At 56.6% G+C, this 23,616-nt stretch carries 18 protein-coding genes; 7 read left to right on the top strand and 11 right to left on the bottom strand.

Features of this window, described 5'->3' with window-relative positions; genetic code table 11:
• The first annotated feature begins 43 nt into the window (after positions 1-43).
• The 3 genes from RGU44_RS08665 (at position 44) to RGU44_RS08655 (ending at position 4,186) form a co-directional block, all read left to right on the top strand.
• Positions 44-703 (top strand): response regulator transcription factor, encoded by a 660-nt coding sequence (locus RGU44_RS08665; RefSeq protein ID WP_322178933.1) that lies wholly within the window; start codon positions 44-46, stop codon positions 701-703.
• Positions 700-2,034, top strand: a complete 1,335-nt coding sequence (locus RGU44_RS08660; protein ID WP_322178934.1) for a HAMP domain-containing sensor histidine kinase — start codon at positions 700-702, stop codon at positions 2,032-2,034. The genes RGU44_RS08665 and RGU44_RS08660 overlap by 4 nt, the downstream gene beginning before the upstream one ends.
• 526 nt (positions 2,035-2,560) lie before the next feature.
• Positions 2,561-4,186, top strand: coding sequence for a sensor domain-containing diguanylate cyclase (locus tag RGU44_RS08655; RefSeq protein ID WP_322216650.1), 1,626 nt, complete (start codon positions 2,561-2,563; stop codon positions 4,184-4,186).
• 27 nt (positions 4,187-4,213) lie between these two features.
• Here RGU44_RS08655 and RGU44_RS08650 read toward each other — a convergent pair whose 3' ends face one another.
• The 6 genes from RGU44_RS08650 to RGU44_RS08625 form a co-directional block, all read right to left on the bottom strand.
• Positions 4,214-5,338, bottom strand: coding sequence for an HDOD domain-containing protein (locus RGU44_RS08650; RefSeq protein ID WP_322178936.1), 1,125 nt, complete (start codon positions 5,336-5,338; stop codon positions 4,214-4,216).
• A gap of 123 nt (positions 5,339-5,461) precedes the next feature.
• Complete coding sequence (locus RGU44_RS08645) at positions 5,462-5,887, bottom strand: potassium channel family protein (protein ID WP_322178937.1); 426 nt, start codon at positions 5,885-5,887, stop codon at positions 5,462-5,464.
• Positions 5,888-6,201: 314 nt separating this feature from the next.
• Complete coding sequence (phaC, locus tag RGU44_RS08640; RefSeq protein ID WP_322216647.1) at positions 6,202-7,905, bottom strand: class I poly(R)-hydroxyalkanoic acid synthase; 1,704 nt, start codon at positions 7,903-7,905, stop codon at positions 6,202-6,204.
• A gap of 88 nt (positions 7,906-7,993) precedes the next feature.
• Entirely contained in the window at positions 7,994-9,172 is a 1,179-nt protein-coding gene (locus RGU44_RS08635) for an acetyl-CoA C-acetyltransferase (RefSeq protein WP_322216644.1), read from the bottom strand.
• A 64-nt stretch (positions 9,173-9,236) separates the two neighbouring features.
• Positions 9,237-9,983, bottom strand: coding sequence for an acetoacetyl-CoA reductase (gene phbB / locus RGU44_RS08630; RefSeq protein ID WP_322178938.1), 747 nt, complete (start codon positions 9,981-9,983; stop codon positions 9,237-9,239).
• 418 nt (positions 9,984-10,401) lie between these two features.
• Positions 10,402-12,810 carry a DUF3141 domain-containing protein gene (locus RGU44_RS08625; protein ID WP_322178939.1) on the bottom strand — a complete coding sequence of 803 codons (2,409 nt, stop codon included), beginning with the start codon at positions 12,808-12,810 and terminating at the stop codon, positions 10,402-10,404.
• 263 nt (positions 12,811-13,073) lie between these two features.
• Between RGU44_RS08625 and RGU44_RS08620 the strand changes: the two genes are divergently transcribed.
• Entirely contained in the window at positions 13,074-13,634 is a 561-nt protein-coding gene (locus RGU44_RS08620; RefSeq protein WP_322178940.1) for a phasin family protein, read from the top strand.
• Between the two features lie 41 nt (positions 13,635-13,675).
• Here the strand turns inward: RGU44_RS08620 and phaR are convergent, their stop codons facing one another.
• The 5 genes from phaR to RGU44_RS08595 form a co-directional block, all read right to left on the bottom strand.
• The gene (gene phaR / locus RGU44_RS08615) at positions 13,676-14,209 is read right to left on the bottom strand and encodes a polyhydroxyalkanoate synthesis repressor PhaR (protein ID WP_322178941.1); all 534 of its coding nucleotides are present in this window, start codon (positions 14,207-14,209) and stop codon (positions 13,676-13,678) included.
• Positions 14,210-14,380: 171 nt separating this feature from the next.
• Positions 14,381-15,553 carry an AraC family transcriptional regulator gene (locus RGU44_RS08610; protein WP_322216642.1) on the bottom strand — a complete coding sequence of 391 codons (1,173 nt, stop codon included), beginning with the start codon at positions 15,551-15,553 and terminating at the stop codon, positions 14,381-14,383.
• A gap of 554 nt (positions 15,554-16,107) precedes the next feature.
• Positions 16,108-17,781 carry a cation acetate symporter gene (locus tag RGU44_RS08605; RefSeq protein WP_322178943.1) on the bottom strand — a complete coding sequence of 558 codons (1,674 nt, stop codon included), beginning with the start codon at positions 17,779-17,781 and terminating at the stop codon, positions 16,108-16,110.
• Positions 17,781-18,107 (bottom strand): DUF485 domain-containing protein, encoded by a 327-nt coding sequence (locus tag RGU44_RS08600; protein ID WP_322178944.1) that lies wholly within the window; start codon positions 18,105-18,107, stop codon positions 17,781-17,783. Before RGU44_RS08600 ends, RGU44_RS08605 begins: the two co-directional genes overlap by 1 nt.
• A 161-nt stretch (positions 18,108-18,268) precedes the next feature.
• Entirely contained in the window at positions 18,269-19,891 is a 1,623-nt protein-coding gene (locus RGU44_RS08595; RefSeq protein WP_322178945.1) for an acyl-CoA synthetase, read from the bottom strand.
• Between the two features lie 226 nt (positions 19,892-20,117).
• Between RGU44_RS08595 and RGU44_RS08590 the strand changes: the two genes are divergently transcribed.
• The 3 genes from RGU44_RS08590 (at position 20,118) to RGU44_RS08580 (ending at position 23,605) form a co-directional block, all read left to right on the top strand.
• Entirely contained in the window at positions 20,118-22,403 is a 2,286-nt protein-coding gene (locus RGU44_RS08590; RefSeq protein ID WP_322216639.1) for a PAS domain S-box protein, read from the top strand.
• Positions 22,400-23,035: a response regulator transcription factor gene (locus RGU44_RS08585; RefSeq protein WP_219059954.1), complete on the top strand. Its 636-nt coding sequence runs from the start codon at positions 22,400-22,402 to the stop codon at positions 23,033-23,035. Before RGU44_RS08590 ends, RGU44_RS08585 begins: the two co-directional genes overlap by 4 nt.
• Positions 23,036-23,161: 126 nt before the next feature.
• The gene (locus RGU44_RS08580; protein ID WP_322178947.1) at positions 23,162-23,605 is read left to right on the top strand and encodes a hypothetical protein; all 444 of its coding nucleotides are present in this window, start codon (positions 23,162-23,164) and stop codon (positions 23,603-23,605) included.
• The last annotated feature ends 11 nt before the right edge of the window (positions 23,606-23,616 follow it).

Genomic DNA, 23,616 nt, shown 5'->3' with positions numbered 1-23,616 from the left:
CCGCTAACGTGCAGCGCTGGGAACGAACACAGAAGGGGTTGATATGCGGGTTTTGTTGGTTGAGGACGCGGTGGGGCTTGGGGACGCAGTGCGTGAGCAAATTGCCGATGACGGCCATGCGGTGGACTGGGTGCAACGGCTTGACCACGCCGAGGCGAGCGTACGCACGACAGCCTATGACCTGATTTTGCTGGATCTGATGCTCCCGGACGGGCGCGGGCTGGACTTTCTGCGCAAGCGGCGGTCGGCTGGCGATGTAACGCCCGTGATCATCCTCACGGCTCAAGACCAGATATCCGAGCGCATCGCCGGTTTGAATGCGGGGGCCGACGACTACCTGGTAAAACCCTTCGATCTGTTTGAATTGTCTGCCCGAGTCGCCGCCGTCGCACGGCGGTACAGTGGTAATCCCAATCCACAGCTGAAAGTGGGAGAGCTGGTCATCGACATGACTGCTCGCACCGTTCAGCGTGTCGGTACTATTGTGGATTTGACTGCTCGCGAATGGGCTCTGCTGGAAGCATTCGTTCAGCGCCCGAGTGCGCTGCTGTCGAAATCGCAGCTCGAAGAGCGTCTGTATGCGTTCGGTGCCGAGATCGAAAGCAACACTATCGAGGTGTACATCAGTCGTTTGCGCAAGAAATTGGGGCGCGATTTGATTGAAACCGTCCGTGGTATGGGTTACCGGTTGATGCCCCTATGAAGACTACTTTCAGTTTGCAAAAACGTCTGGGGCTTGGGCTGACGCTGGGGATGACATTGCTTTGGCTCGGGGGCACGGCGGGCGCTTGGCTGGTCGTACAACATGAGCTGAATGAGGCCTTCGACAGTGCTCTGGAAGAAACGGCTCAACGGATTTTGCCCTTGGCCGTACTCGAAATCAGTAATCGTGGCGAGTCTCGCGAGTCGAAACATATCGAGGGGCTGAGAGAGCATAAGGAATACCTCACCTATCTGGTGCGGGATGCCAAGGGCAATACGTTGTTGCAGTCTCACGATGCCGACCCGAGTGTATTCAATGCCCAGCCGATTGAGGGCTTTGCCACCACTGGCAAGTACCGTCTGTATGCCGTTAGCGCCCTGCGCGAAGCAGTGTTTATCGAAGTCGCGGAGCCATTGGCGCATCGCCGCGAAGCTGCACAGGAAGCGTTACTCGCCTTGCTCTTGCCATTGCTGATACTCATCCCGATCAGCCTGTTGGGAACCTGGCTATTGGTTCACTTCAGTCTGCGCAGCGTCCTGGCTTACCGTCGCGCAATCGAGACCCGCGGGGTAGGCGATCTATCCCCCATTAAGGTGTCTCAATTGCCCGCAGAAATTGATCCGCTGGCCGAAGCGGTCAATCATCTGATGGAGCGGCTTCGTCGGGCGCTGGAGGCTGAGCGCAGCTTTACTGCCAATAGCGCCCATGAGCTACGCACCCCGTTGGCGGCGGCATTGGCGCAGATGCAGCGGTTACGTCGCGAGGCGCCTGACGGACCATTGCAGGTGCGCGCGGCAAAGATCGAGACTTCGCTTCGTGAGTTGGCACGGCTCTCGGAAAAGCTCATGCAACTGGCCAAGGCCGAAGGGGGCGGGCTTCTATCTGAAGCCCCGCAAGACCTTATCCCGCTGCTGGCCCATGTAGCGGAAGAGTTGAACGCTACTGCCGGGCAGCGGATTCATTTAACCCTGCCTGCGGAGGGGGACGTGTTATCAACGATTGACCCGGATGCCTTTGCCATCCTTTTACGCAATCTGATCGAGAACGCGTTGAAGCATGGCGCGCCGGATCAGCCGGTAGAGGTGAGCTTGTCGAGTCAGGCGCTTCTAACAGTCGTGAATGCGGGCTCGACAGTGCCTGCGCAGGTTCTGGAGCGGCTCACCGAGCGCTTCGTGCGAGGTAACAGCGAGGCCAACGGCTCCGGTCTTGGGCTGGCAATCGCACAAACGATTGTTCGAGGCGTTGAGGCGACAATGAGCCTCGCATCCCCCGCAACAGACAAACAGGATGGCTTTGAAGTTAGGGTGCAGTTTGTGCTTGCGCGGCCATGAAGAAGTCTGACCTTACCGGGCGTTCTCTGATAACGTTAATAAAATAAAGAGGGGGCTTAAACGTTTCATTGGAGGCGGGTTTGATACTTAGTCGGGTGACAAGTTGCCACACTCGTATAACTTCCGTGAATAGCACTTGGTTCGCTGAATGCATATTGATTGCGGCGGCGAGACGGAATTGGATCCGATTATTGCGTCTTAATCATTGGCGTCAAAATGCAGTCGGCGGGGCATGTGTAATGATGATATGTGAAGTATGAAATAGGTATAACCCGGCGCAGTATAGTGATATCGTAAAGCCATCCCAAGGAACGCTGGCTACAATTATTTATACGCGCTAACCACGTGCTACACGCGTAAAAAGTTACGACTAAAGTGCTATTCAAGAACCGCTTCGGCGGCGGCGAGTATCAACAGCTCTGATGTGCTCAGTCGGGACCAATACACAGTGGAAGATGAGTGTTTTCTGTCGTAAATAATTTGAGGGTGCAACGTTTAAACGGGGTGCCCGCTCGAGCGCTGGCGTATGTCAATCAAGCACCTTTTTCGCATTAACTTAAGACGACTGATTCTCTTTCTGGCGTTTTTCAGTGCCATTCTCACGCTCACCAACAGTCTGTATGCAAGCTATTGTGTACAGCGCCAGTTGCTCATTGATAGCACGCTGGAATCCAACCGTGTGTATGCAGCCAAGCTGGCCAATAGCACCGAAGTGTTTCTTACTACCGTGACGCAGCAGTTGGCCTACAGCGCCGGGTTATTGAGTGAGCAGCTTGATAATCCGCAAGCGTTGCAAAGCGAGGCCACCCGGTTACGGCTACAAACCAATAGTTTCAACTCGATAGCGATTACGGATGCAGAGGGTTGGTTACGTGCGGTCTCGCCCGAAACATTGCCAATCAAAGGGCGAAGGCTGAACACACCCGGTGCTGTCGAGGCGTTGAGTAAGCGCCGTCCACTCATCAGCCAACCTTACATCTCCGTTGCGGGTAATCTGGTGGTGTTCATTTCTCATCCGATCATTGATCGTGAAGGTCATTACCTGGGTTACATCGGCGGTACAATTTATCTCAAACACAAGAGCATTTTGGACGATTTGCTGGGCGAGCAGTATTATCACGATGGCTCTTATATTTACGTGGTAGATCAGAACCAGCGACTGCTGTATCACCCTGATCAGATGCGGGTGGGTCAAGTGGTGCGTGACAACCCGGCTATTGAGGCCGTGATCCGTGGAGAAAGCGGGAAGCAACGCCTTATTAATAGTCAGGGCATTGACGTACTCGCCGGTTATGCGAACGTACCCTCAGCGCATTGGGGCATTGTGGCGCAACAGCAGACGGATACAACACTGACCGCACTTAATAATCTAATGTTGGATGTGCTTCTCAATACGCTGCCGCTCAGCGTGCTGGGCTTTCTCGTCATTTGGTGGCTCGCGCGCCTGATTTCCCGCCCCCTGTTGCAACTGGCCGACAGTGCCCAAGAGATGGAAACGCCCGGTGCGGCAGAGCGCATTGCGCGCGTGAAGTCGTGGTACTACGAATCGACACAACTCAAGCACGTGATGCTCGTCGGAATTCGGCTATTACATGCAAAGATCGGCAAACTTACTAGCGATGCACAAACAGACTCGCTCACCGGGCTGCATAACCGTCGCGTGCTTGATATTGCATTAGAGCGATTGGAGCGCGAACGTCGTCCTTTCGCGGTCGTGGCACTCGATATCGATCACTTCAAGCGAGTCAATAATAGTTATGGCCATGATGCAGGTGATGAAGTACTCAGGCGGTTGGGGGCGTTGATGCGTGTCAATACTCGAGAGGGTGATGTGCTCTGCCGAGTCGGTGGTGAGGAATTTCTTATTCTCTTGCCGGCTACTTCACCTGAGGTAGCTCACCGAGTGTCAGAGCGTCTGCGACAGCAAGTAGAAGATGCGCGGATGGACCCGGTTGGGCCTATCACTATCTCTCTGGGTGTTGCGCACTGGCCGCTAAGCTCTGGCAGCGTCGACGACGTTTTGAAGATGGCAGACAACATGCTTTACACGGCAAAACAAACGGGTCGTAATCGGGTCGTTTTAGCCGGTGCGCTGCATCCGCCGGAACAGGTCCCCGCTGCGCTATCAAACGCGTTATCTGCCGATCAGTGAGGGTCGAAGACAAGCCCATGAGTTGTTTCAGGCAAGACCGGCAAGGCGGCGCAGGCGCTCCAGGCTGCGCGGCTCCTCGCCATTGATTTCTGCTGCGGCCAAACGCATAAGCACTTTCTCTCGACGAAATTGCGCTGGCGGCAGAACGTAGACTGCGCCAATAAGGTCCCGCAGAGCCATGGGCAGCCCCCAGTGAGCTTTAAGGCTGATAGCAAAGGGGTTGCTGAATTCGCGCATGGCTTGCGTCAGTGCGCTCTCGCTGAGGCTGTGCCCTTTGTGCTCCCAGGCTTGAGCCTGATAGATCACGCAGAGTTCTCCTATGCGGTGCAACAAGGCTGCGCACTGAAGCGGCGCGGGATCAACCCCGCATTCCCGCGCCAAGCGCGTGACTCGATTACTGAGAGCTTCTGCGTCGTTCAGATGAGCTTGGGCCAGCGTCTGCACCAAAGGACTGCTCTGCTCGTTAGCTTGACGCAATGCCAGACACAAGGCCATGTTGAGGCTGGTCGGTCCGCCCAGCCGCTGCAAAGCCTCGGGCAGGCTCATATAGGGGTGGCCAACGCCGATATAGGCGCTGCTATTGGATGCGGCGACCAGATGGGCGCTCAAGGCCGGGTCATACTGCCAGCTCTCTACAAGTTCGCGCAGATCCAGTTCTTCACCTTTGAGGATCAGCTGAAGTGTGTCTTTGACGTTGCTCAGCAGTGGTATATCCAGTTCCGCGGCGGACAGGCGACCAAGGAAGGCAATGAAGTCTTGCTCCGTTAGCGGTTCGAGTGAGCGTTCTGCACTGTCGGGTAACAGCTTTTTCAGGCGAGCCACCACACTCGGTACCTGGAAGGGCTTACTAATAAAGGTACTGATCCCCAGCGAGCGCGCAGACAGCACATTCTCACGATCGGCGCGGCCGGTAACCACAACCAGGGGGGCGGGGCGATTATTTTTTAGAAGGGTGTGAAGCAGGCGGACACCGGTCGAATCGGAGAGGTTCCAGTCTGCGAGTACTAATTGATAAGACGTTCGCTTGCACGCTTCGTCGGCAGCCAGTACCTCGTGAAAGATGTCTATTGCCGCGTCCGGGCAAAGATTCAAGACAATCTGCTTAAGCATGTCAGCGATCCAGGGGTCATCTTCCAGAATCATCACTTGCATGTTGCGTCCTTCGGGGTGGCGGTGCATGAAGGAATGACGACTGAAGAGATCATGATGTGCCGGATTTCATTAAGGAGTTTGCCCTGCCGTGTGGAAAATAACGACACCGAACGTATGTTCGGACTACGCAGTCTTCCAGTACTTCTGCATCTCGATAAAAAGAAAGGAGGCCGTCCATGTAATCAGCACCAAGCCGGTCAGCGCTTCAAGTCCCGTCAGAAACTTAAGAACCCCTTGGGGTTCAATGTCACCAAAGCCGAGCGTGGTGAAGGTGGTGAACGAGAAATAAACACAGTCCATCAGGCTACCATCAAAATCTCCCCTTAACGTACCCCAATGACCTGACTCGATCATAAAGTAATAGGCCAGGGCGAAAATCCACACTTCGACGGCGTGCGCTGTGAGTGCGCCCAGTACGCCAAAGACTATCCTGAAACGGTGCCAGACCTTCAGCCTCGGCATGAGAGAGTTGAGGCGAAGCAGCAGTTCATAGTGGATGAAGACGGACACCATGACGATAAAGGTGTTCAGCGCTGTAAGGGCTATCATCGTCATCTCTGCATTTAAAACGCCTATTTGAACAGGGCTGCTGTTAAATTGCCATACGGCAGGCCTGAAGTTGTCGGGCGTTTAGACAGCGGTTCTCCAGTCGTGCGGACAATTCAATTGTCGGGCGCGGTTTGGATATCAGGAATGCGGGTGCAATCCGAGCCCCCTGTTTTGAAGAGTTCGCTGTTGGGTCAGGGTCTTGTCGAGGCGTGAGGTTGTGGCTTGATGCGCCCTGATAGAGGCGGAACCGGGCTCCACCTCTTGTTGTGCAATATCGATTCAGGCAGCGTGGTCCCGGTTGCCAGAGCAATCTGTTATTGCATTACATAACGGCCTGGTGCCGGTTCCAGTGGCGGGTGTTGCGCATTGCCCATGTCTGCCACTGCAGTCTGGCGTTCGCCGGCGTGTTTGGCCAGCCAGACGAACCAGTCATTCCACCAACTTCCCGATTGCTGTTCGGCGCCTTTGAACCAGGTGTCGGGGTTTTTAGTGACTCGGCTGTTTGTCCAATAATGGCGTTTCTGTTTTGCGGGTGGATTGATGACGCCAGCGATGTGCCCGGAGGCGCCCAGTACAAAGCGTTTGGTTCCGGAAAGCACGGCGGTACTGGCGTAGGCGCTCCTCCATGGCACGATATGATCATCATGGGTTGCAAGAATGTAGGCGGGTGCATCGACGGCCTGCAAGTCGAGTTTGACTCCGCAACACTCCAGTTCGCCTGACTTCAGGTCATTCTGCAGATAGGTGTGGCGCAGGTACCAACAGTACATTGGGCCGGGGAGGTTGGTGCTGTCGTTATTCCAGAACAGCAAATCCAGTGGGACAGGCTTGTTGCCTTTGAGGTATTTGTCGACGTTGTAGTTCCACCACAGGTCGTTGGGGCGAAGCATGGAGAAAGTGTTGCCCATGTCCTTGCCATGAAACACTCCGAATGGACCGTCCATGCCGCCGATAGTGCGCTCGCGGTAGGCCACCAGCTTTTCGTCGACGAACACACTGATCGGTCCGGTATCGAGGTAGTCGAGGAACGTCGTCAAGAGGCTCACGCTGCCGATGTCGTGATCACCACGCGCCGCGAGTACTGCCAGGGCGGTACTCAGCAATGTGCCGCCTATGCAGAAGCCCACGCAGTTGGGCCGCTGCTCTCCGCTGATCTCTCGCGTCAACTGCAAGGCCTTGAGCACGCCATGCTCGATCAGGTCGTCCCAGGTTATTTCCGCGTGTTCCAGACCGAAGTTGCGCCAGGACATTATGAACACTGGATGCCCTTGTTCCAATAGATGCTTAACGACAGAGTTGTCTGGGCGCAGGTCGAGGATGTAGTACTTGTTAATGGATGGCGGCACGATGAAAACAGGACGCGAGTACTGCGTTTCACTCTGCGGGTAGTACTGAATGAGCTGGAAAATCTCATTCTCGAAGATAACTTCGCCTGGGGTGGTGGCGAGGTCGACACCGACCGTGAAGGCACCACTGTCACACTGGCGCATCTTGCCTTCCTGCAGATCGCTGGCCAAGTGCATCATGCCTGTGAACAGGCTGGCACCCTGGGTTTCAACTACACGCTGGAGAGCATCAGGGTTGCTGGTCAGGAAATTGCTGGGCGCATTGGCGGCAATGGCTTGTTCTACCAGGTAGCGTAGGCGTTGGCGCGGTTTTTCTTCTTCGATCGGAAGCCTGTCGAGCAGCCTCAAGAGAAAGTTGGAATTGAGTAAATAAAAGGCGGCAAGGGAACCGAACAGTGGCTCGTTCCAGTTTCCGCTGGAGAAGCGGCGATCATCAAAGTTGAAGGGTTGGCCGGTCAGCAGTTGTTGGCCTAGTTGCCCCCATTGACGCTGGTAGTCCATCTGAAGGTTGTCCAGTGTTTCACGAGGCACCTCGAACCAGGGAGTGTGGTCGTGCCCGGAAAACCAGTCATTGCTGCTGACCCACTGGCGTAATTGTTGCATCGCAAAAGAGGCGATAAAGGGAACTTGTCCAGACCAATAGGTGTTGAACGCATGCGAATTATTGTTCATAGAGCTCCTTGCCCAGGGCGGTGAATCGGGCAGAAAGTAAACCGGACTCTGCCTGAGTCCGGTGCAGCAACAGGAGTGGGAGTGCGGGCTAGCGCTCGATGGCCAGGCCGACGCCTTGACCTCCGCCGATGCATAAGGTGGCCAGGCCTTTCTTGCCGTCGCGGCGGATCAGTTCGTGTACCAGCGATACCAGTATCCGAGCTCCAGACGCGCCAATCGGGTGGCCGAGCGCAATAGCCCCGCCGTTGACGTTGACTTTGCTGGTGTCCCAGCCCAACTCTTGACCCACTGCCAGCGACTGGGCTGCAAAGGCTTCATTGGCCTCGATCAGATCAAGGTCGTCCACGCTCCAGCCGGCTTTTTCCAGTGTGCGACGTGTGGCCGGCACGGGACCGATACCCATGATTGCCGGGTCCACGCCCGCGCTGGCATAGGCTTTGATCCGTGCCAGGATCGGTAGACCCAGGGCCTGCGCTTTAGCGGCACTGGCCAGTAACAAAACGGCAGCGCCATCGTTGAGGGTCGAGGAGTTGCCAGCGGTCACAGAGCCTTCTTTCAGGAAGGCGGGTTTGAGTGTTGCCAGGGCTTGTGCGGTGCTATCGACGCGCGGCTGTTCGTCGGTATCGAAGATGAGCGGGTTGCCCTTGCGCTGGGGAATCAGAATCGGGGTGATTTCGCTCTTGAAGCGCCCGGACTCAATGGCCGCTGCCGCCTTCTGTTGTGAGGCTGCGGCGAAGGCATCCTGTTTCTCACGTCCAATGCTGTACTTTAGCGCCAGGTTTTCGGCGGTAATACCCATGTGATAGTCGTTGAAGGCATCCCATAGGCCATCCTGGATCATGCTGTCGAGTAGTTGCGCATGACCCATGCGCAGGCCTGTGCGTGCCTTGGGCAGGACGTAAGGAGCCAGACTCATATTTTCCTGACCGCCAGCGATCACCAGTTCCGCGTCACCGCAACGGATCGCCTGGACGGCGAGTTGGACAGCCTTGAGGCCGGAGCCGCAGACCTTGTTCAAGGTCAGGGCGGGCGTGGTGTGTGGCAAGCCTGCCTTGATTGCCGTCTGGCGTGCCGGGTTTTGTCCGGCGCCAGCACTGAGCACCTGTCCGAGGATTACCTCATCTATCTGGGCCGCATTAACACCGGTCTGTTCTAGCAGGTGGCGAATCACGGCGGCACCCAGTTCGGTGGCGGGAATTCCGGCAAGAGCACCCTGGAAGCTGCCTATAGCGGTACGAGTGGCAGCAACAATTACGACTTCGTTCATGCATGACCTCATTGGTAAGGCAAAATTCGTCGAGCAGGATCAGCGCATCCATGCGCTGACGGGACTACTGCATATTCATGCCGCCGTTTACCGAGAAGTCGGCACCGGTGCTGTAAGCGGACTCTTCGGAGGCCAGCCAGGCAACGATTGATGCGATTTCTGCGGGCAGGCCAAGGCGGCCGACTGGGGTTGCCGCGATCATGGCGTCGAGAATGTCCGGGCGTATCGCCGCCGTCATATTGGTCTGGATGTAGCCTGGGGATACGGTGTTGACCGTCACACCCTTGCCTGAGACTTCACGGGCCAACGCCATGGTGAAACCATGGGTTCCGGCCTTGGCTGCGGAGTAGTTGGTCTGGCCGAATTGGCCGCGCTGGCCGTTGATGGAGGAGATGTTGATGACCCGGCCCCAGCCCTTCGCCAACATCCCTTCAATAACCTGTTTGGTGGTATTGAATAGTCCGCTCAGGTTCGTCCCGATAACGGCGTTCCAGTCTTCGGGAGTGAGCTTGCGAAAGGATGCGTCGCGCGTAATGCCCGCATTATTGACCAGTACGTCGATCGGGCCGCACATCTCGCGCACCAGTTCGAACGTTTTGCGGGTTGATTCCCAGTCGGTGATGTCTGTGTCAACGCAGTCGAAGTGATAACCGCCTTCGAGTTGACTTGCTATCCAATCATTTTTTCGGCTGGAATTAGGGCTGCAGCCAACAATGACCCTAAATCCATCCTGGTACAGACGCTGACTGATAGCTGTACCAATACCGCCCATCCCACCTGTTACTACTGCAATACGGCTACGTGATTCCATACAAGAACTTCCTTCTCTATTTTTGCGCTGCAATACGTGAATTGTTCTGTATTGACAGGGCATGAGGAAGTGTTTGGCGGTGACTGCTTAGTGTCCAACGGTGCCAAACTGGCGTTTGGGTCATTTGGTTGAGATTGCGTGGTATCTGTGTTTGAAGTTTGATGAATAATGACTATCATTTTCAATAATAACTGGTAATTATTCCGTGCTTGTTTTGGATCCAAAGATCATTCATGGCGCTATAGATGGTGCAAGTTCCGGCTGTGCCGAGCGCTGATAAGTTTGTTCTTGTGCTACACGATAATGTCCGGCTTTAAGCTGGAGAAGGCGCTCTCACGTTGGGCTTGTTTCACTCCGCAGGGTCGGTCTGATGCAAGACCGACGCGGCGCATGAGTTGCCTCTGTCAATAACCCCGCGTTATTCCGGCTTGGTCCGTTTTGTTACTCCCCTTCCTGGTTTGCGCGCTGGACTTGCATCCGTGGTAGCGAGTGTCGGCGCCGGCTGTGTCGCTACAGGAGGGGCTACCAGCTTGACTGCATCTGCTTCACTTGGCTGCGGGGCCAGACTAGGGCCTGGCAGGGGGATGTCGAGTAGCGAGTGCAGTTCACACCAGAGTTTTCCTTCAGCACCGATAGTCGTTAGCAACTCAGGTACTAATAGCGCCACGGCCGCCAGGATCTGCTGGCGTGCTTCGGTTTCCGGGAGCAGCAAGGGCAGGCTGCGCAAGCTTTCTTCCGGGTGAACAAAGACCAGCAGGTTCTGCAGTCGTATGGTTTCGCGCAGAACAATGGGGTCGATGTAGTGCTCGACTGGAACAGGGCCCTGCTGGATCAGTTGCTCGACGCGGCGCTTGTCGATTTTCTTGCTGTCACGGCCGATCAGGAAAAGTATTCGTACCAGCGCTTCCAGTCTACCGCCGAGGGCTAGAGCCTCATGCAGACGCTCGATCAGGACCTTGTCTTGCTGCTCGGCATGCTCCTGAAGATTCCGCGCAGGCTGCTTGTCAACAAGGGCGCTTAACCCTCCATACACACTGTAGAAACACAGTTCAAGGGATGCGTCACGCACATCACGATAAGCATTCAGGACGTCCTGCATCTGGTTGGAGAACAGGTCCTGCCACGCCAGCAGTGGGTTGTCTTTGCGGGCGGGGCGGCGATCGCTGTGCACTTGAGCGGCGGTGCCAGCGAGCCACCACAGTGCCGGATTCAGACTGCTCCATACCACCTGTTGTTGATGGAACGGGTGCGTCTTGCGCAACAGTTCTGCGATGGGCTCATTGATCATCTGGCGCATCCAGGGGCGTACGAACCCGTCGTAAAGCGAGCTATTGATTTCGGAGGCGCGCTCTACCAGCGCGAATTCGCGATCGTCATCACGCGCCGGCTCGCCTTCATCATGGATATCGGCGATTCGCCTGGGTTCGAAACGTACGCGATAGCGTGCATCATCGCTGCCCGATGGGTCAGGGATATCCTCGATCAGCATTTCATACAGCCCCGAGGGCAGCGCATTGATTGCGTCGACAGCCCCGAGCAGTTCACGGTGTTCGCGCCGGGCGACCTTGCCGGATACGAAGATGCCCAGATGGCCGATACTGGCGTGCTGCAGGTAGACGATGGTGCGTCCAGCACACTGCAAAGCGAGATCGCTGGGATAGACATCGGTTATCCAGTTCAGTGCTTGTTGTGGGGATGTGATGTTGTCTCCGTACGAGCAGAACACCACCACCGGTGCTTCGATCTGTTTCAGGTCAAGCCCGAGGGTCTTGCGTCCGAGCCCTCCAGACAGATGGTTGCCGATGAAAAGGTTGTCGACAATCATTTCGATTTCTTCGCTATTCAGCAGGCTCGGGCTGCCCCACCAGCGTTCGAAATCGAGAAAGCGCGGAGCCTCGCTGTCGACTTGACTGAACAGCTGGTAGTACTTGTTCCAATAGGTATTGGCGGGGTCCAGGTTCTCGAAGTTGCTGACCAGCCAGGTGCCGTCGAAACGGTCGTTGCCCAAATCGCTGGCCAGGCGAGTCGTCCAGCCCCCGCCCAGCAGGCCGCCGGTATAACGCATTGGATTGCGTCCATTGACACCGGCCCAGTACGACAAAGGAGCACCGTTGATGATGATCAATCCCGGCAGCTCCGGGTGTGTTGCAGCCAACCCCATTAACGCCCAGCCGGCTTGGCAGTTGCCGACCACAACAGGTTTGCTGCCGTCAGGATGGAGGGCGCTGACGGCTTCGATGAAATGGGCTTCGGCTTCGACGATATCCATCAGCGTTTGCCCTGGCATGGGCGCGTGACTGAAGGCGATGAAGTAGGTGGGATGGCCCGCTCTGAGGCTCTCGCCTATTACCGAATCTTGTTTGAAGCCGCCAATGCCCGAGCCATGACCACCGCGCGGATCAATGATGATTACTGGCTGGCTGCTGCTGTCGATGTTTTGCTCTGCTCCAGGGAGGATTCGTAATAGCGAGTAGTTGACGGGGCGGGGGAGATCCGAGCCAGCGATCAGCGTTTCATGATTGAACTTGAGCAGCAACGGATACCCGGCGCGCTGGTGGACCAGTGTGTTGTCGCCGCGCTGGCGCAGGGTGTCCCAGAACAGCAGGCTGCGTTGACTGAGGTCGGCGAAGTACTCCTGCCAGTCATCAAGGGTGGGTTGCGTTAGCTGGCCCTGGATGAGTGGTGTAAACGTTTTTTCCTGACGCTGGCGCGAGGCGTCGAGGACGTTCGAGGTATTCATGTGTTGCAGTCGACTTAGATTTTCGAGTACATCATGTTTTACGAAAAGCCCTTTATCCTGCGACGCAACAATATAGTCATTATCCATGATGCTCTCCTGGCCGTATGCATGAGAAGCGGCTTGCCTCAGCCTTCATTGCTCAGGAAGGGATTTGGTTTGGCCGATCTATTCTGTTTATGGAGGAGTTATAACGAATAGCTGCAGAAGGGGCAAAGCTTTTTTGCGGTGCACAAAAAAAGGTTGCCAAATAAAATTGTGCACTGCAATATTAAGCCTAACGCGATGACTCAGCAGGATCGCTATCGCGTCCTCAGGCCCATGTCGGCCTTCCAGTACTAGGAGATTCAAGCATGTCTTTGTTTAATACTGAAAAATTGCAAAACGCTCAGAAAGCTAACCTCGACCTCCTGCAGCAAATCAGCGGCAAAGTTTTCGCGAGTGTTGAGCAGCTTAGCCAACTGCAGTTCAAGACTCTGCGTGCTTCCACCGAGGAATACTTCGATGGTTTTCGCAAGCTGCTGGCGGTACGTGATCCTCAAGGCTTTGCGGAGCTGCAAGCATCCTTTATCCAGCCGCATGTACAGGCCGAACGCCTTGCTGAGTTCAATCGTCAAATGCAAGAATTGATTGTCGGCACACAGTCGGAAATCGCCAAGTTGACTGAGGGTCAAGTCGAGGCGGGCACTCAACAAGTGCAAGAATTCATTGAAGTGATGAGCAAAAATGCGCCGGCTGGCTCTGAGCCTGTCGTGGCCGCGTTCAAATCGACGCTGGCGAATGCCGGTAGCGTTTATGAAAACGCACAGAAAGCTGCCAAGCAGGCTGCTGACATTGCCCAGAGCGGCTTCGCCGCAGCGACCACCGCAGCTGGCAAAGCCGCACCGGGCAAGGCAGCGGGCGGTAGCAAGTAAGTCAAATCAAAGCTGGAACAGCTTTGCGGATGGCGACGGGTTCACTCCCCGTCGCCATTTTTTTTTCGTCCGGCGCTTGGTCCAGTCTGGCCTGGCGGTGTGCCGCCGAACAAACCGAAGAGGTTTTGAGTGTTTAGGTAGAGCGCCTTCGATTGGTCGACATATTGGCGCATCAAATCCTGCATGACCGGTGCCTGCTGGTGCATGAACTCGCTCCACGCCTCAGAGGACTGCGCACCCGTTTGCGACTGGATGTCGATAACTGTCTGGATGCTTTTATCCAGGTAGCTGCCGAGGACGCCCTGGAAGGGGCCGTAGAACTGGATAATCCCCATGAGCATCTCGCTGGAGAAGATCGGTTCACCGCCACTTTCGGCTTCTAGAATCACCTGAAGCAAGATGCTTCGAGTCAGATCCTCGCCAGTCTTGGCGTCGACCACCTGGAACGGGATTTTATCGACGACCAGTTGGCGTATATCCGCAAGCGTCAAATGACTGCTGGTGTACGTGTCATACAGGCGGCGATTGGGGTATTTCTTGATCAGGCGGGTGTTGCTCCGACTGTTATCTGTCATGCGGGGCTTCTCATTGCGAGCCTAGTTCGCAAGCATCTTATCCTACTATGGCTACTGCCGCGGATCGGAGTGGTGCCAAGGGTTAAACCCTAAGGTACTGAGGCCTGCGTACGGAGCGGGTTCACCTGCCTTGATGAGCTTGATCCATTCAGTACGGATTAAACGCAGTGTTTACTTATCGAGAAGCCCGGTGAAGGTAGAGCGCTGCACTGCATAATCACCCCCCATCAGGAACCCTGGCCACGCGTACGCACTCTCTTGCCTGTCGGGTTCTCGTGCTTTCTCTAATGTCCTGCCAGAGGGGCGCTTTTCTTCCTCGACCTTGAGCGGCGATCCATCGGTCCGGTACTGGCCAGGCGGCATGTCGAACCAGCGACAGCACGCTTTATGGAAGCTGCTGTGGTCGTGGAAGCCAAGGAGATAGGCCACATGCTTCATATTGTAATGAGAGTGGCGCAGATAGAAGTCAGCCATTTGCCTGCGCAGATCGCTCAAGACATCCTTGTATTGCACGCCATCCTTCTCAAGCGCTCGTTGAAGTGTTCGTTTGCTGATGTGGAGCGCTGCAGCCATTGACTCCATGTCGAAGAATCCAGGTCCCAGCCCTTGGCTCAAGCGCTGAGTGATCATCGCGCGAACCCGGCCAAGAATAGAGAAACCGAACAACAGGTCCAGCTGAGCCTCGGCAAAACTGTCATGGAGAGTGGCTAATGCCTCATTCGCCATACTCAAGGGACGCAGCAGTTCCTGCCCATCGAACACGATGCTGTCATAAGCCGCCCCGAAAATTAACGGACAAGCAAAGAGTTGCTGATGTTCCAGGATGCTCTCGGGCTCTGGATAGGAGAACTCTATACTCAGGGGTTGCGGAAGATGTCCACCCGTAAGCCAGCGGCAAAAACCGAGCAGCGAAGCAAGTCCTGCATCGGTGTACTGCCGGGGTTTAACCGAGTCGGGTTGCTGGAGGTCAAGCCCGGACAGGCGATAATTCTGCCCTTCCTGAACAAAGAACAGGCTGAATCCAGTACCAATCAACGCGCTGAAACGAACTAAACGCTCCAGGGCGCGTTTCAGGTTCAGGCTGGACATCATCGTGTAACCCACGATCTGGAAACTGCCCGGTTGTACGTGTCCGTAGGCTTTCAGGCCGATATCTGGATTGCCCGAGACCTGCGTCGCCAGGTCCCATAGACGGTACATAATTCTTCGCCGACAAAAGGTAGCCGGCTGGCCCAAGATTTCCATGTCCAGCCCGGCGTCCTGGCACAGGTTGGCGACATCCAAACCTTGGGCCGAAAGTGTATTCACCAACACACTGGCGTAGCCCGTACTCACTCTATACATGACGGCCTCGTCTATCCGTGGAATTGAACATCCTTTGTGGTGAACTCGGAGAGCCCGTTAGCTCCAGCGGGCCAGCCGTACGACGAAATTTTTCTCCTTGAATCATTCCATATGAGGAATGGGAACTTGTTTAACGTTAGCATCATATGATTCAAGATATTACACAGATATGAACAAAGTTGAACATTTTTAGCCAGTTTTACGACGGCAGGTTTTGTCGCTCCGCGCGTCCTTTTCGCGCCGTTCGACGAGAGGTTGGGTGTGCGGGAAATAATTGAGAGATTGAGGAAATGAGGAGATGGCTGGGCTGTATTGCCAAGGCGGCCCAGCAATTAGGGTGGGGATTAAGATTCATGTGATGCCGGAGAATAACTCCGGCATTTTTTTGCGTGCCAGGACTTTTTGGGGTTTTGCTGGCGAAGTCGCAAATCTTTACGAAGTGCGCCAGGCGCGCATTCGCTTTTCAGTGGCTACCCAGGTGCTACCGACAACACGTGCTTCAGGTTCACGGAACGGTTGGCACGGCCACGCTTGAGCGCGCCGTGCCCCGTCTATCAATGGCTGGAAGCGCTGGCGGCTCCGAGGCCGGTCTGTGCACGCACAAACTGGTCGGCGTAGGCGTCCCGTTCATTGTCTGCCCGGACACTGCGGTCGAGTTTGGATACCACGACGATCACCAGGAAGGCCAGCGGCATGGAGAACAGTGCCGGGTGGTCGTAGGGGAAGATCGCCTTGGCGTGGCCGAGTACGGTTACCCATACTGCTGGCGACAGGATCACCAGCACCAGCGCGCAGATCAGACCGGCAAAGCCACCGAGGATTGCGCCTTTAGTTGTCAGGCCTTTCCAGTACATGGCCATGATCAGGACAGGGAAGTTGGTCGAAGCGGCAATGCCGAAGGTCAGACCGACCAGGAAAGCGACGTTCATCTTCTCGAACAGAATGCCCAGCAGAATGGCGATGATGCCGAGGCCGACAGTGGCCATGCGGGTCACGCGCATTTCTTGCTTCTCGGTGGCCTTGCCTTTCTTCAGTACGGTGGCATAGAGGTCGTGGGAAATGGCTGAAGCACCGGCCAGGGCCAGACCGGAAACCACTGCGAGGATGGTGGCGAAGGCCACGGCCGAGAGGAAGCCGAAGAACAGGTTGCCGCCCACTGCTTTAGCCAAATGCATTGCGACCATGTTGCCGCCGCCGATCAACGTACCGCCTACCTGGCCATTGACGTAGTACTGCGGGTCGGTGCCAATGATCACCATCGCGGCAAAGCCCAAGGTACAGACCACAAGGAAGAAGAAACCGATGAAACCTGTAGCGTAGAACACCGATTTGCGTGCTTCCTTAGCGTTCGGCACGGTGAAGAAACGCATCAGGATGTGTGGCAGACCGGCGATGCCGAATACCAGGCCGAGAGACATGGAGGCCGTATTGATCGGATCGGCGAGCATGGCGCCGGGGCCCATGATGTTCCAGCCGCTGGCATGAGCTTCGATGGCTTTGGTCGCCAACATCTCATAGCTGAAATCAAACTGGGACATAGCCATCACCGCGAGCGTGGTGCCACCCGCGAGCAATAGCACGGCTTTGATGATCTGCACCCAAGTGGTCGCGATCATGCCGCCAAAGATGACGTAGACCAACATTAGTGCGCCGACGATCACTACCGCCACCGGGTAGTCGAGGCCGAATAACAGCTTGATTAACTGACCCGCGCCGACCATTTGCACGATCAGGTAGCAGCACACCACCGTCAACGAACCAAAGGCGGCGAAGATGCGTACCTTGTTTTGGTCAAGGCGATACGAAACGATGTCGGCGAAGGTATAGCGCCCCAGGTTGCGTAGGCGCTCGGCCATCAGGAAGGTGATGATCGGCCAGCCCACGAAGAAGCCAATGGTATAGATGAAGCCATCGTAGCCTTTGGCGAACACCAGGCTCGAAAGGCCCAGCAGGGTTGCCGCAGACATGTAGTCGCCGGCAATTGCCAGACCGTTCTGGAACCCTGTGATGCCACCGCCAGCGGTGTAGAAATCGGAGGTGGAGTGAGTTTGTCGCGCTGCCCACCAGGTAATGAGGAGAGTGCCCAGGACGAAAACGAAAAACATGCCGATGGCATGCAGATTGAGTGGCTGTTTTTCCACTGCGCCGGCCAGCGAGGGCCCTGCGAGTACAAGTGAAGCAGGCAGAAGGCCGAGGCCGGCAAGGATCACATTACGCAGAGTAGTCATCACTTGCTCTCCTCGAGAACTTCAGCGCCCAAGGTGTCAAAGCGGGTGTTGGCTTTGTAGACATACCAGCCGGTGAGCAGCCAGGAGAAGATGATGATCGCTGCGCCCACGGGCATGCCCACGGTCATCATGCGATTCTCGGCCAGTGGTGCATGCAGCCACTGAGGGGCAAAAGCCACCACCAGCATGAACGAGTAGTAAGTGCCCAGTACGGCAGCGCTCAGCGACCACGCCAGGCGCGAACGGCTCTGCACTAATTTGATGAATTTCGGATTGGCCCGAATGCGTTCGCAGCGCTGGGTGTCGGTTGCATGGATATTGCTCATTTTTTGCTCCCTGTATTATTTTTTTTGTCGGTGCTGTCGGTGCTGTCGGTGCTTGAAGTTGCGGTATGGCTATCAGGTCGATTTCGGCGTGCACAATCCCGAAGCGACAGGTCAGGCCTGTCGCTTGTTTGGGGCTTTGTCGAGGGTTAAAGGGGCAAGGACTAAAGGTTCTTGGCCATGTCCCGCAGGAGGAACTTCTGAATCTTCCCGGTAGAAGTCTTCGGCAGCAGTGTGAACACCACGGTGCGCGGCACCTTGAACCCTGCCAGATGCTCGCGGCAAAAGCTGATAATGTCGGCTTCGCGAACGTTCTGGTGGTCGGCCTTGAGGGTGATGAACGCGCAAGGCGTTTCTCCCCACTTCTCATCGGGGCGTGCAACCACGGCCGCTTCCAGCACACCCGAGTGGCGGTAGAGCACGCCTTCAAGCTCGATGGTGGAGATGTTCTCGCCACCCGAGATGATGATGTCTTTGAGCCGGTCCTTGATCTCTACATAACCATCGGGATGACAGACCGCCAGGTCGCCGGTATGGAACCAGCCGCCTTCGAAAGCTTCTGCGGTGGCGGTCGGGTTCTTCAGATAGCCCTTCATCACCGTGTTGCCGCGCATGAAGATCTCGCCGATGGTCTGGCCGTCGCGTGGTGTAGGTTCCAGGGTTTTCGGGTCGGCCACCATCACGCCTTCCAGCGTCGGGTAGCGCACACCCTGGCGGGATTTGACCTGGGCACGCTCATCGAGCGGCAGTTCATCCCACTCGGCATGCCAGGCACAAATCGTGACCGGGCCGTAGGTCTCGGTCAGGCCGTAGACGTGGGTGACCTTGATGCCCATCTCTTCCACGGCGCCGATCACTTTGGCCGGTGGCGCGGCGCCTGCGACCATGGCATTGATAGGGTGATCAATGGCAGCCTTCGCCGACTCAGGCATGTTGACCAGAGCGTTGAGCACGATCGGTGCACCACAGAAGTGGGTGACCTGATGCTCGCGGATCAGGGTCAGAATCTTCTGCGGGTCGACGCGGCGCAAGAACACATGCACGCCAGCCATCGCAGTGACGATCCACGGGTAGCACCAGCCGTTGCAGTGAAACATCGGCAAGGTCCACAGAAAAACCGGGTGGTGCCCGATGTTCCAGATCATCTGGTTGCCCAGCGAGTTCAGGTAAGCGCCCCGATGGTGGTAGACCACGCCTTTCGGGTTACCGGTGGTGCCGGAAGTGTAGTTCAGTGCAATCGCCTGCCACTCGTCGTCCGGCCATTGCCAGGCGAACGCGGGATCACCTTCGGCCAGCAGCGCTTCGTAATCGAGGTCGCTGACGGCCTGGCCTTCGCCATACTCCGGGTCATCGACGTCAATCACCAGCGGCGGGTGGTCCAGCATGCCGATGGCGGCGCGGATCACGTCATGGAACTCGCGGTCAGTGATCAGCACCTTGGCCTCGCCGTGCTGGAGCATGAAGGCAATCGCTTCGGCATCCAGGCGCACATTGAGCGGGTTGAGCACCGCGCCGATCATTGGCACTGCAAAGTGAACCTCAAGCATGGCTGGGATGTTAGGCAACATCACGGCCACGGTATCGTTCTTGCCAATGCCGCGACCGGCCAGCGCCGAGGCCAGACGACGGCATCGCGCATAGGTTTGCGCCCAGGTACGACGAATCGAACCGTGGATCACGGCGGGGTAGTCAGGGTAGACGCTGGCAGTGCGCTCAATGAAGCTGAGCGGCGACAAAGCAATATGATTGACAGCCGAAGGGGCTAACCCCTGCTCGAAGATCGACATGTGGCGGGTACTCGGTGGCTGATTATTAGCTCTATATCTGACCGTTCAGATTGCTCGTAGGGTCAGTTGATTATCCGACGCACCTTATATGCTAATTGCCATCTGATATGGAAGTACTACCTGAGTAGTATAGTAAAAATACTATACGTTTTTCATCTTGCACTAAATGGATACAGCCCTGCTAGTAAGGCGCGTATATGCTTGGCGTCCGCTACAAGGAGCTGCGATGACCTCAACCCCCGTTCGATTACACAGTTGGTTGCGCCTGCAATGTGAGGGCGTGCCTCTGGCTGCCCGTGCCGACTCATTGTGCCGCGCGTTTCAGGACTGTCCCGAAGTGCGTCAGGCGGTGTATTTGAGTTGGCAGCCACAGGCGCGAATTTATAGCCATGAAGGCGCCGCTCAGCATTTGCCACCGGGTCTGGGAGACCCATTGTTGGCCAGTGACCAGTTATTATTCGAGCGTCTGGCCGACGAAGGGCGGCTCGATCTGGATCAGGTCCGTCAACTCGATTGCTGGCTGTCTGGCCGTCTGCGCCGTGCGGCTATCAGCTATGGCCAGGTATTTGATCTGGCGCTGGAGCCGGGGCAGGCGGGGCTGCTGTTGGTGGAAGTGTGCGAAGGGGTGAGCCTGGACTGGCTGGGCTGGGTGCAGGATCTGCTGACGACACTGCTGAGTACCGTCAACGGGGTGCTGCGTGGCTCGCCGCTACTGGGCCATGACCCGCAACCGAGTCTGCTGCTGGATGCGCAGGGTCGGCCGCTGGAGTTGAATGCGGCTCTGTTGGCATTGCTCGCCGAGCGGCCTTTGACCGACGTGTCGGGTTTTTTGCCGGTAAACCAACAGGTGCTGGTCCGCGCCTGTCTCGAACAGCAGCGTGCCATTGAAGGGGTCGAGGCACAGTTTGAAGAGCGAATATTGATCTGGACATTTATTCCCGACTTACAGGAAAACCGCGTGTTGGCACGCTGTCGGGAAGCTACCGCGCAAGTGTTGGCGGAACGTGAGGCAGCCAAGGCGCGGCGGTTGTACAGGTTGATTATCGAGAACACCACTGATCTTATTTCCCGGCACACACCGGAGGGATACTTTCTCGACGCCTCGCCGGCTTCCTGGACCTTGCTCGGGTATTGGCCTGAAGAGTTGCGTGGGCTGCCTGCCCACGGTCTATTCCATGCCCAGAATCTGGCCAGTCTGGTGCAGCGCGCGCGGGACGCCCTGGAGCAGGATGGTTATCACACCATGACGTACCGCATCCGCCACCGTGCCGGGCATTACCTTTGGTTCGAGACCGCCTGCCGTGCGATTCGAGAGACTTACACCGGTACGGTGGTCGAGGTAGTCAGCGTTTCGCGTGACATCACCTCTCGGGTCGAGGCTGAAGAGAACAAGCGAAGACTGGCTGAAGTGGTAGAGGCCAATACTGACCCGGTCCTGTTTATCGATCCGAGTGGTCAGGTCACTTACCTCAACCCTGCTGCACGACGTATTTTGCGTCTGGGCGAGCAGCAGCCGATGCCGGCCCTGAGCGAGTTCTTTGCCAGCGATGACCTGGAGCGTCTGCAACGGGAGGGCTGGAGCACCGCCGAGCGCGACGGTTCCTGGAACCTGGAAACACGGCTTCAGCCACCCAGCGGCGGCCCTTCGGTGCCAGTATCGCTGGTGCTCCTGGCTCACCGGCCGGCCGGGGGCGAGCGTTATTACTCACTGGTAGCGCGGGACATGACCGAGCGTGAGCTGCGCGACGTGCAACAGCGTCACCACCAAGACGAACTCGCGCACACCGCGCGTTTGGTGACACTGGGTGAGCTGGCCTCGGGCATTGCCCACGAAATCAACCAGCCGTTGGCGGCGGTGGTCAACTATGCCAATGCCAGCCAGCGTTATTTACAGGCACTGGGTACCAACCCTCAGGCTGCCGAACGGGTAGCCCAGGGTCTGGAACGGATTACCCTGCACGCCAATCACGCGTCGGAAGTGATCAAGCGTCTGCGCGCCTTCCTGCGCAAGGGCCAGCGGCGTATGCAGGCCCTTGATGTCGCCGAGGTCGCTCGGGAGGCGGTGCGCATGTGTGCGTGGGAGGCGAGCAATTGCCAAGTGACTATCGAGGAGCAACTGCCGGATAATCTGCCGCCCGTTTATGCCGACCGGGTACTGCTGGAGCAAGTGCTGCTCAATCTGCTGCGCAATGCCATCGACGCCAATCGTGAGTCTCATCGGGGGCAGCCTTCGATGATTGTGCTCGCTGCGGACCTGGCCAGTGACGGGCGGGTGGAGATCAGTGTGCACGACCAGGGCCCAGGCGTGAGCGAGGCCGAGCTGGAGAAGATATTCACCCCTTTTTACACCAGCAAAGTCGATGGGCTGGGGCTGGGGCTGTCCATGAGTCGCAGCATTATTGAAGGTTTCGGCGGTGAATTGCAGGCCCGGCGCGTATCGGTCGGACTACTGATGCGCTGCTACTTGCCGCTTGTTGGTCCCCTAAAAATAATATCAGGAGTGAATGAATGACGAGTGTCGCGGAGCAGGTGGTCTATGTGGTCGATGACGATCAGGGCATGCTCGACTCGACCGTCTGGTTGCTGGAGTCGGTGGGCCTCAAAGCACTGCCGTTTACCAGTGGCCTCGCTTTCCTGGACGCGTGTGACGCCCAACTCAACGCCTGCGTGCTGCTGGATGTGCGCATGCCCGGCATGGGCGGGTTGAATGTGCAGGAAGAAATGCGCGCGCGTGAACTGAACCTGCCGGTCATTTTCGTCAGTGGCCATGCAGACGTGCCGATTGTGGTGCGCGCATTCAAAGCCGGCGCTCATGACTTTATCGAAAAACCATACAACGAACAGTTGTTGCTGGACAGTGTGCAGCAGGCCTTGGGCAGCTTCGATGCAAGCCGCTCCGGCAGCCAGGGTCATGCACAATTGCAGGCGCGCTTGCTCACGCTGACGCCCCGCGAGCGCGATGTGTTGCTGCCGTTGGTGCAGGGTTACACCACCCGCGAAATCGCCGAGCAACTGGGTGTGAGCGCAAAAACTGTGGATCTGTACCGGTCTCGGGTCATGAAGCGCATGCAGGCCGACCACCTGCCAGATCTGGTGGGCATGGCCATAGTGGCCGGGATCGTGGACCCGCTGAAGCTGCGTTGAGCGCAGAACTCTTGACTCAGGACAGGACGCTATCGTGCCTGGGGAGAGATCCTGTATTTGTTTTTGCGGGCGGCACCACCCGTCGTGGGCCACGTGAAATTCTGCCGACCTGAACCCGAGAAGACCATGAGCTATCCCATCCTGCTGACCCTGCACCTGTTCGCTGCTCTGATCTTCATTGGCACGGTGTTTTTCGAAGTGTTGATCCTCGAGAGCGTCCTCAAGAAGATACCGGCCAAGGCGATGATTCTGGTCGAGCGAGGCATTGCTCTGCGCGCTCGAAAGCTGATGCCATGGGTCTTGCTGACGCTGTTCGGCGCCGGGCTGGGCATGGTCTGGCAGCGCTATTTGCCACTTCTGGCCACGCCGCTGGCGTCTTCTTTCGGTACCTTGCTTGCGCTGAAAATTCTGCTTGCCATCAGCGTATTGGGGCACTTTCTCACGGCCATGTTTTTGCTGAGAAGCGGGCGTATGAATGCACGTTACTCGCGCGTTATTCATATCAGTCTGTTCTGCCACATGGTCGGGATCGTGATCCTGGCCAAGGCAATGTTCTATTGGCAGGGCTGATCGTCTTGCGC

This window comes from Pseudomonas sp. 5C2 (assembly GCF_034314155.1).
Classification (GTDB): domain Bacteria; phylum Pseudomonadota; class Gammaproteobacteria; order Pseudomonadales; family Pseudomonadaceae; genus Aquipseudomonas.
Note: the sequence above shows the minus strand (reverse complement) of the source record. Positions and strands in the feature narration are given on the sequence as shown.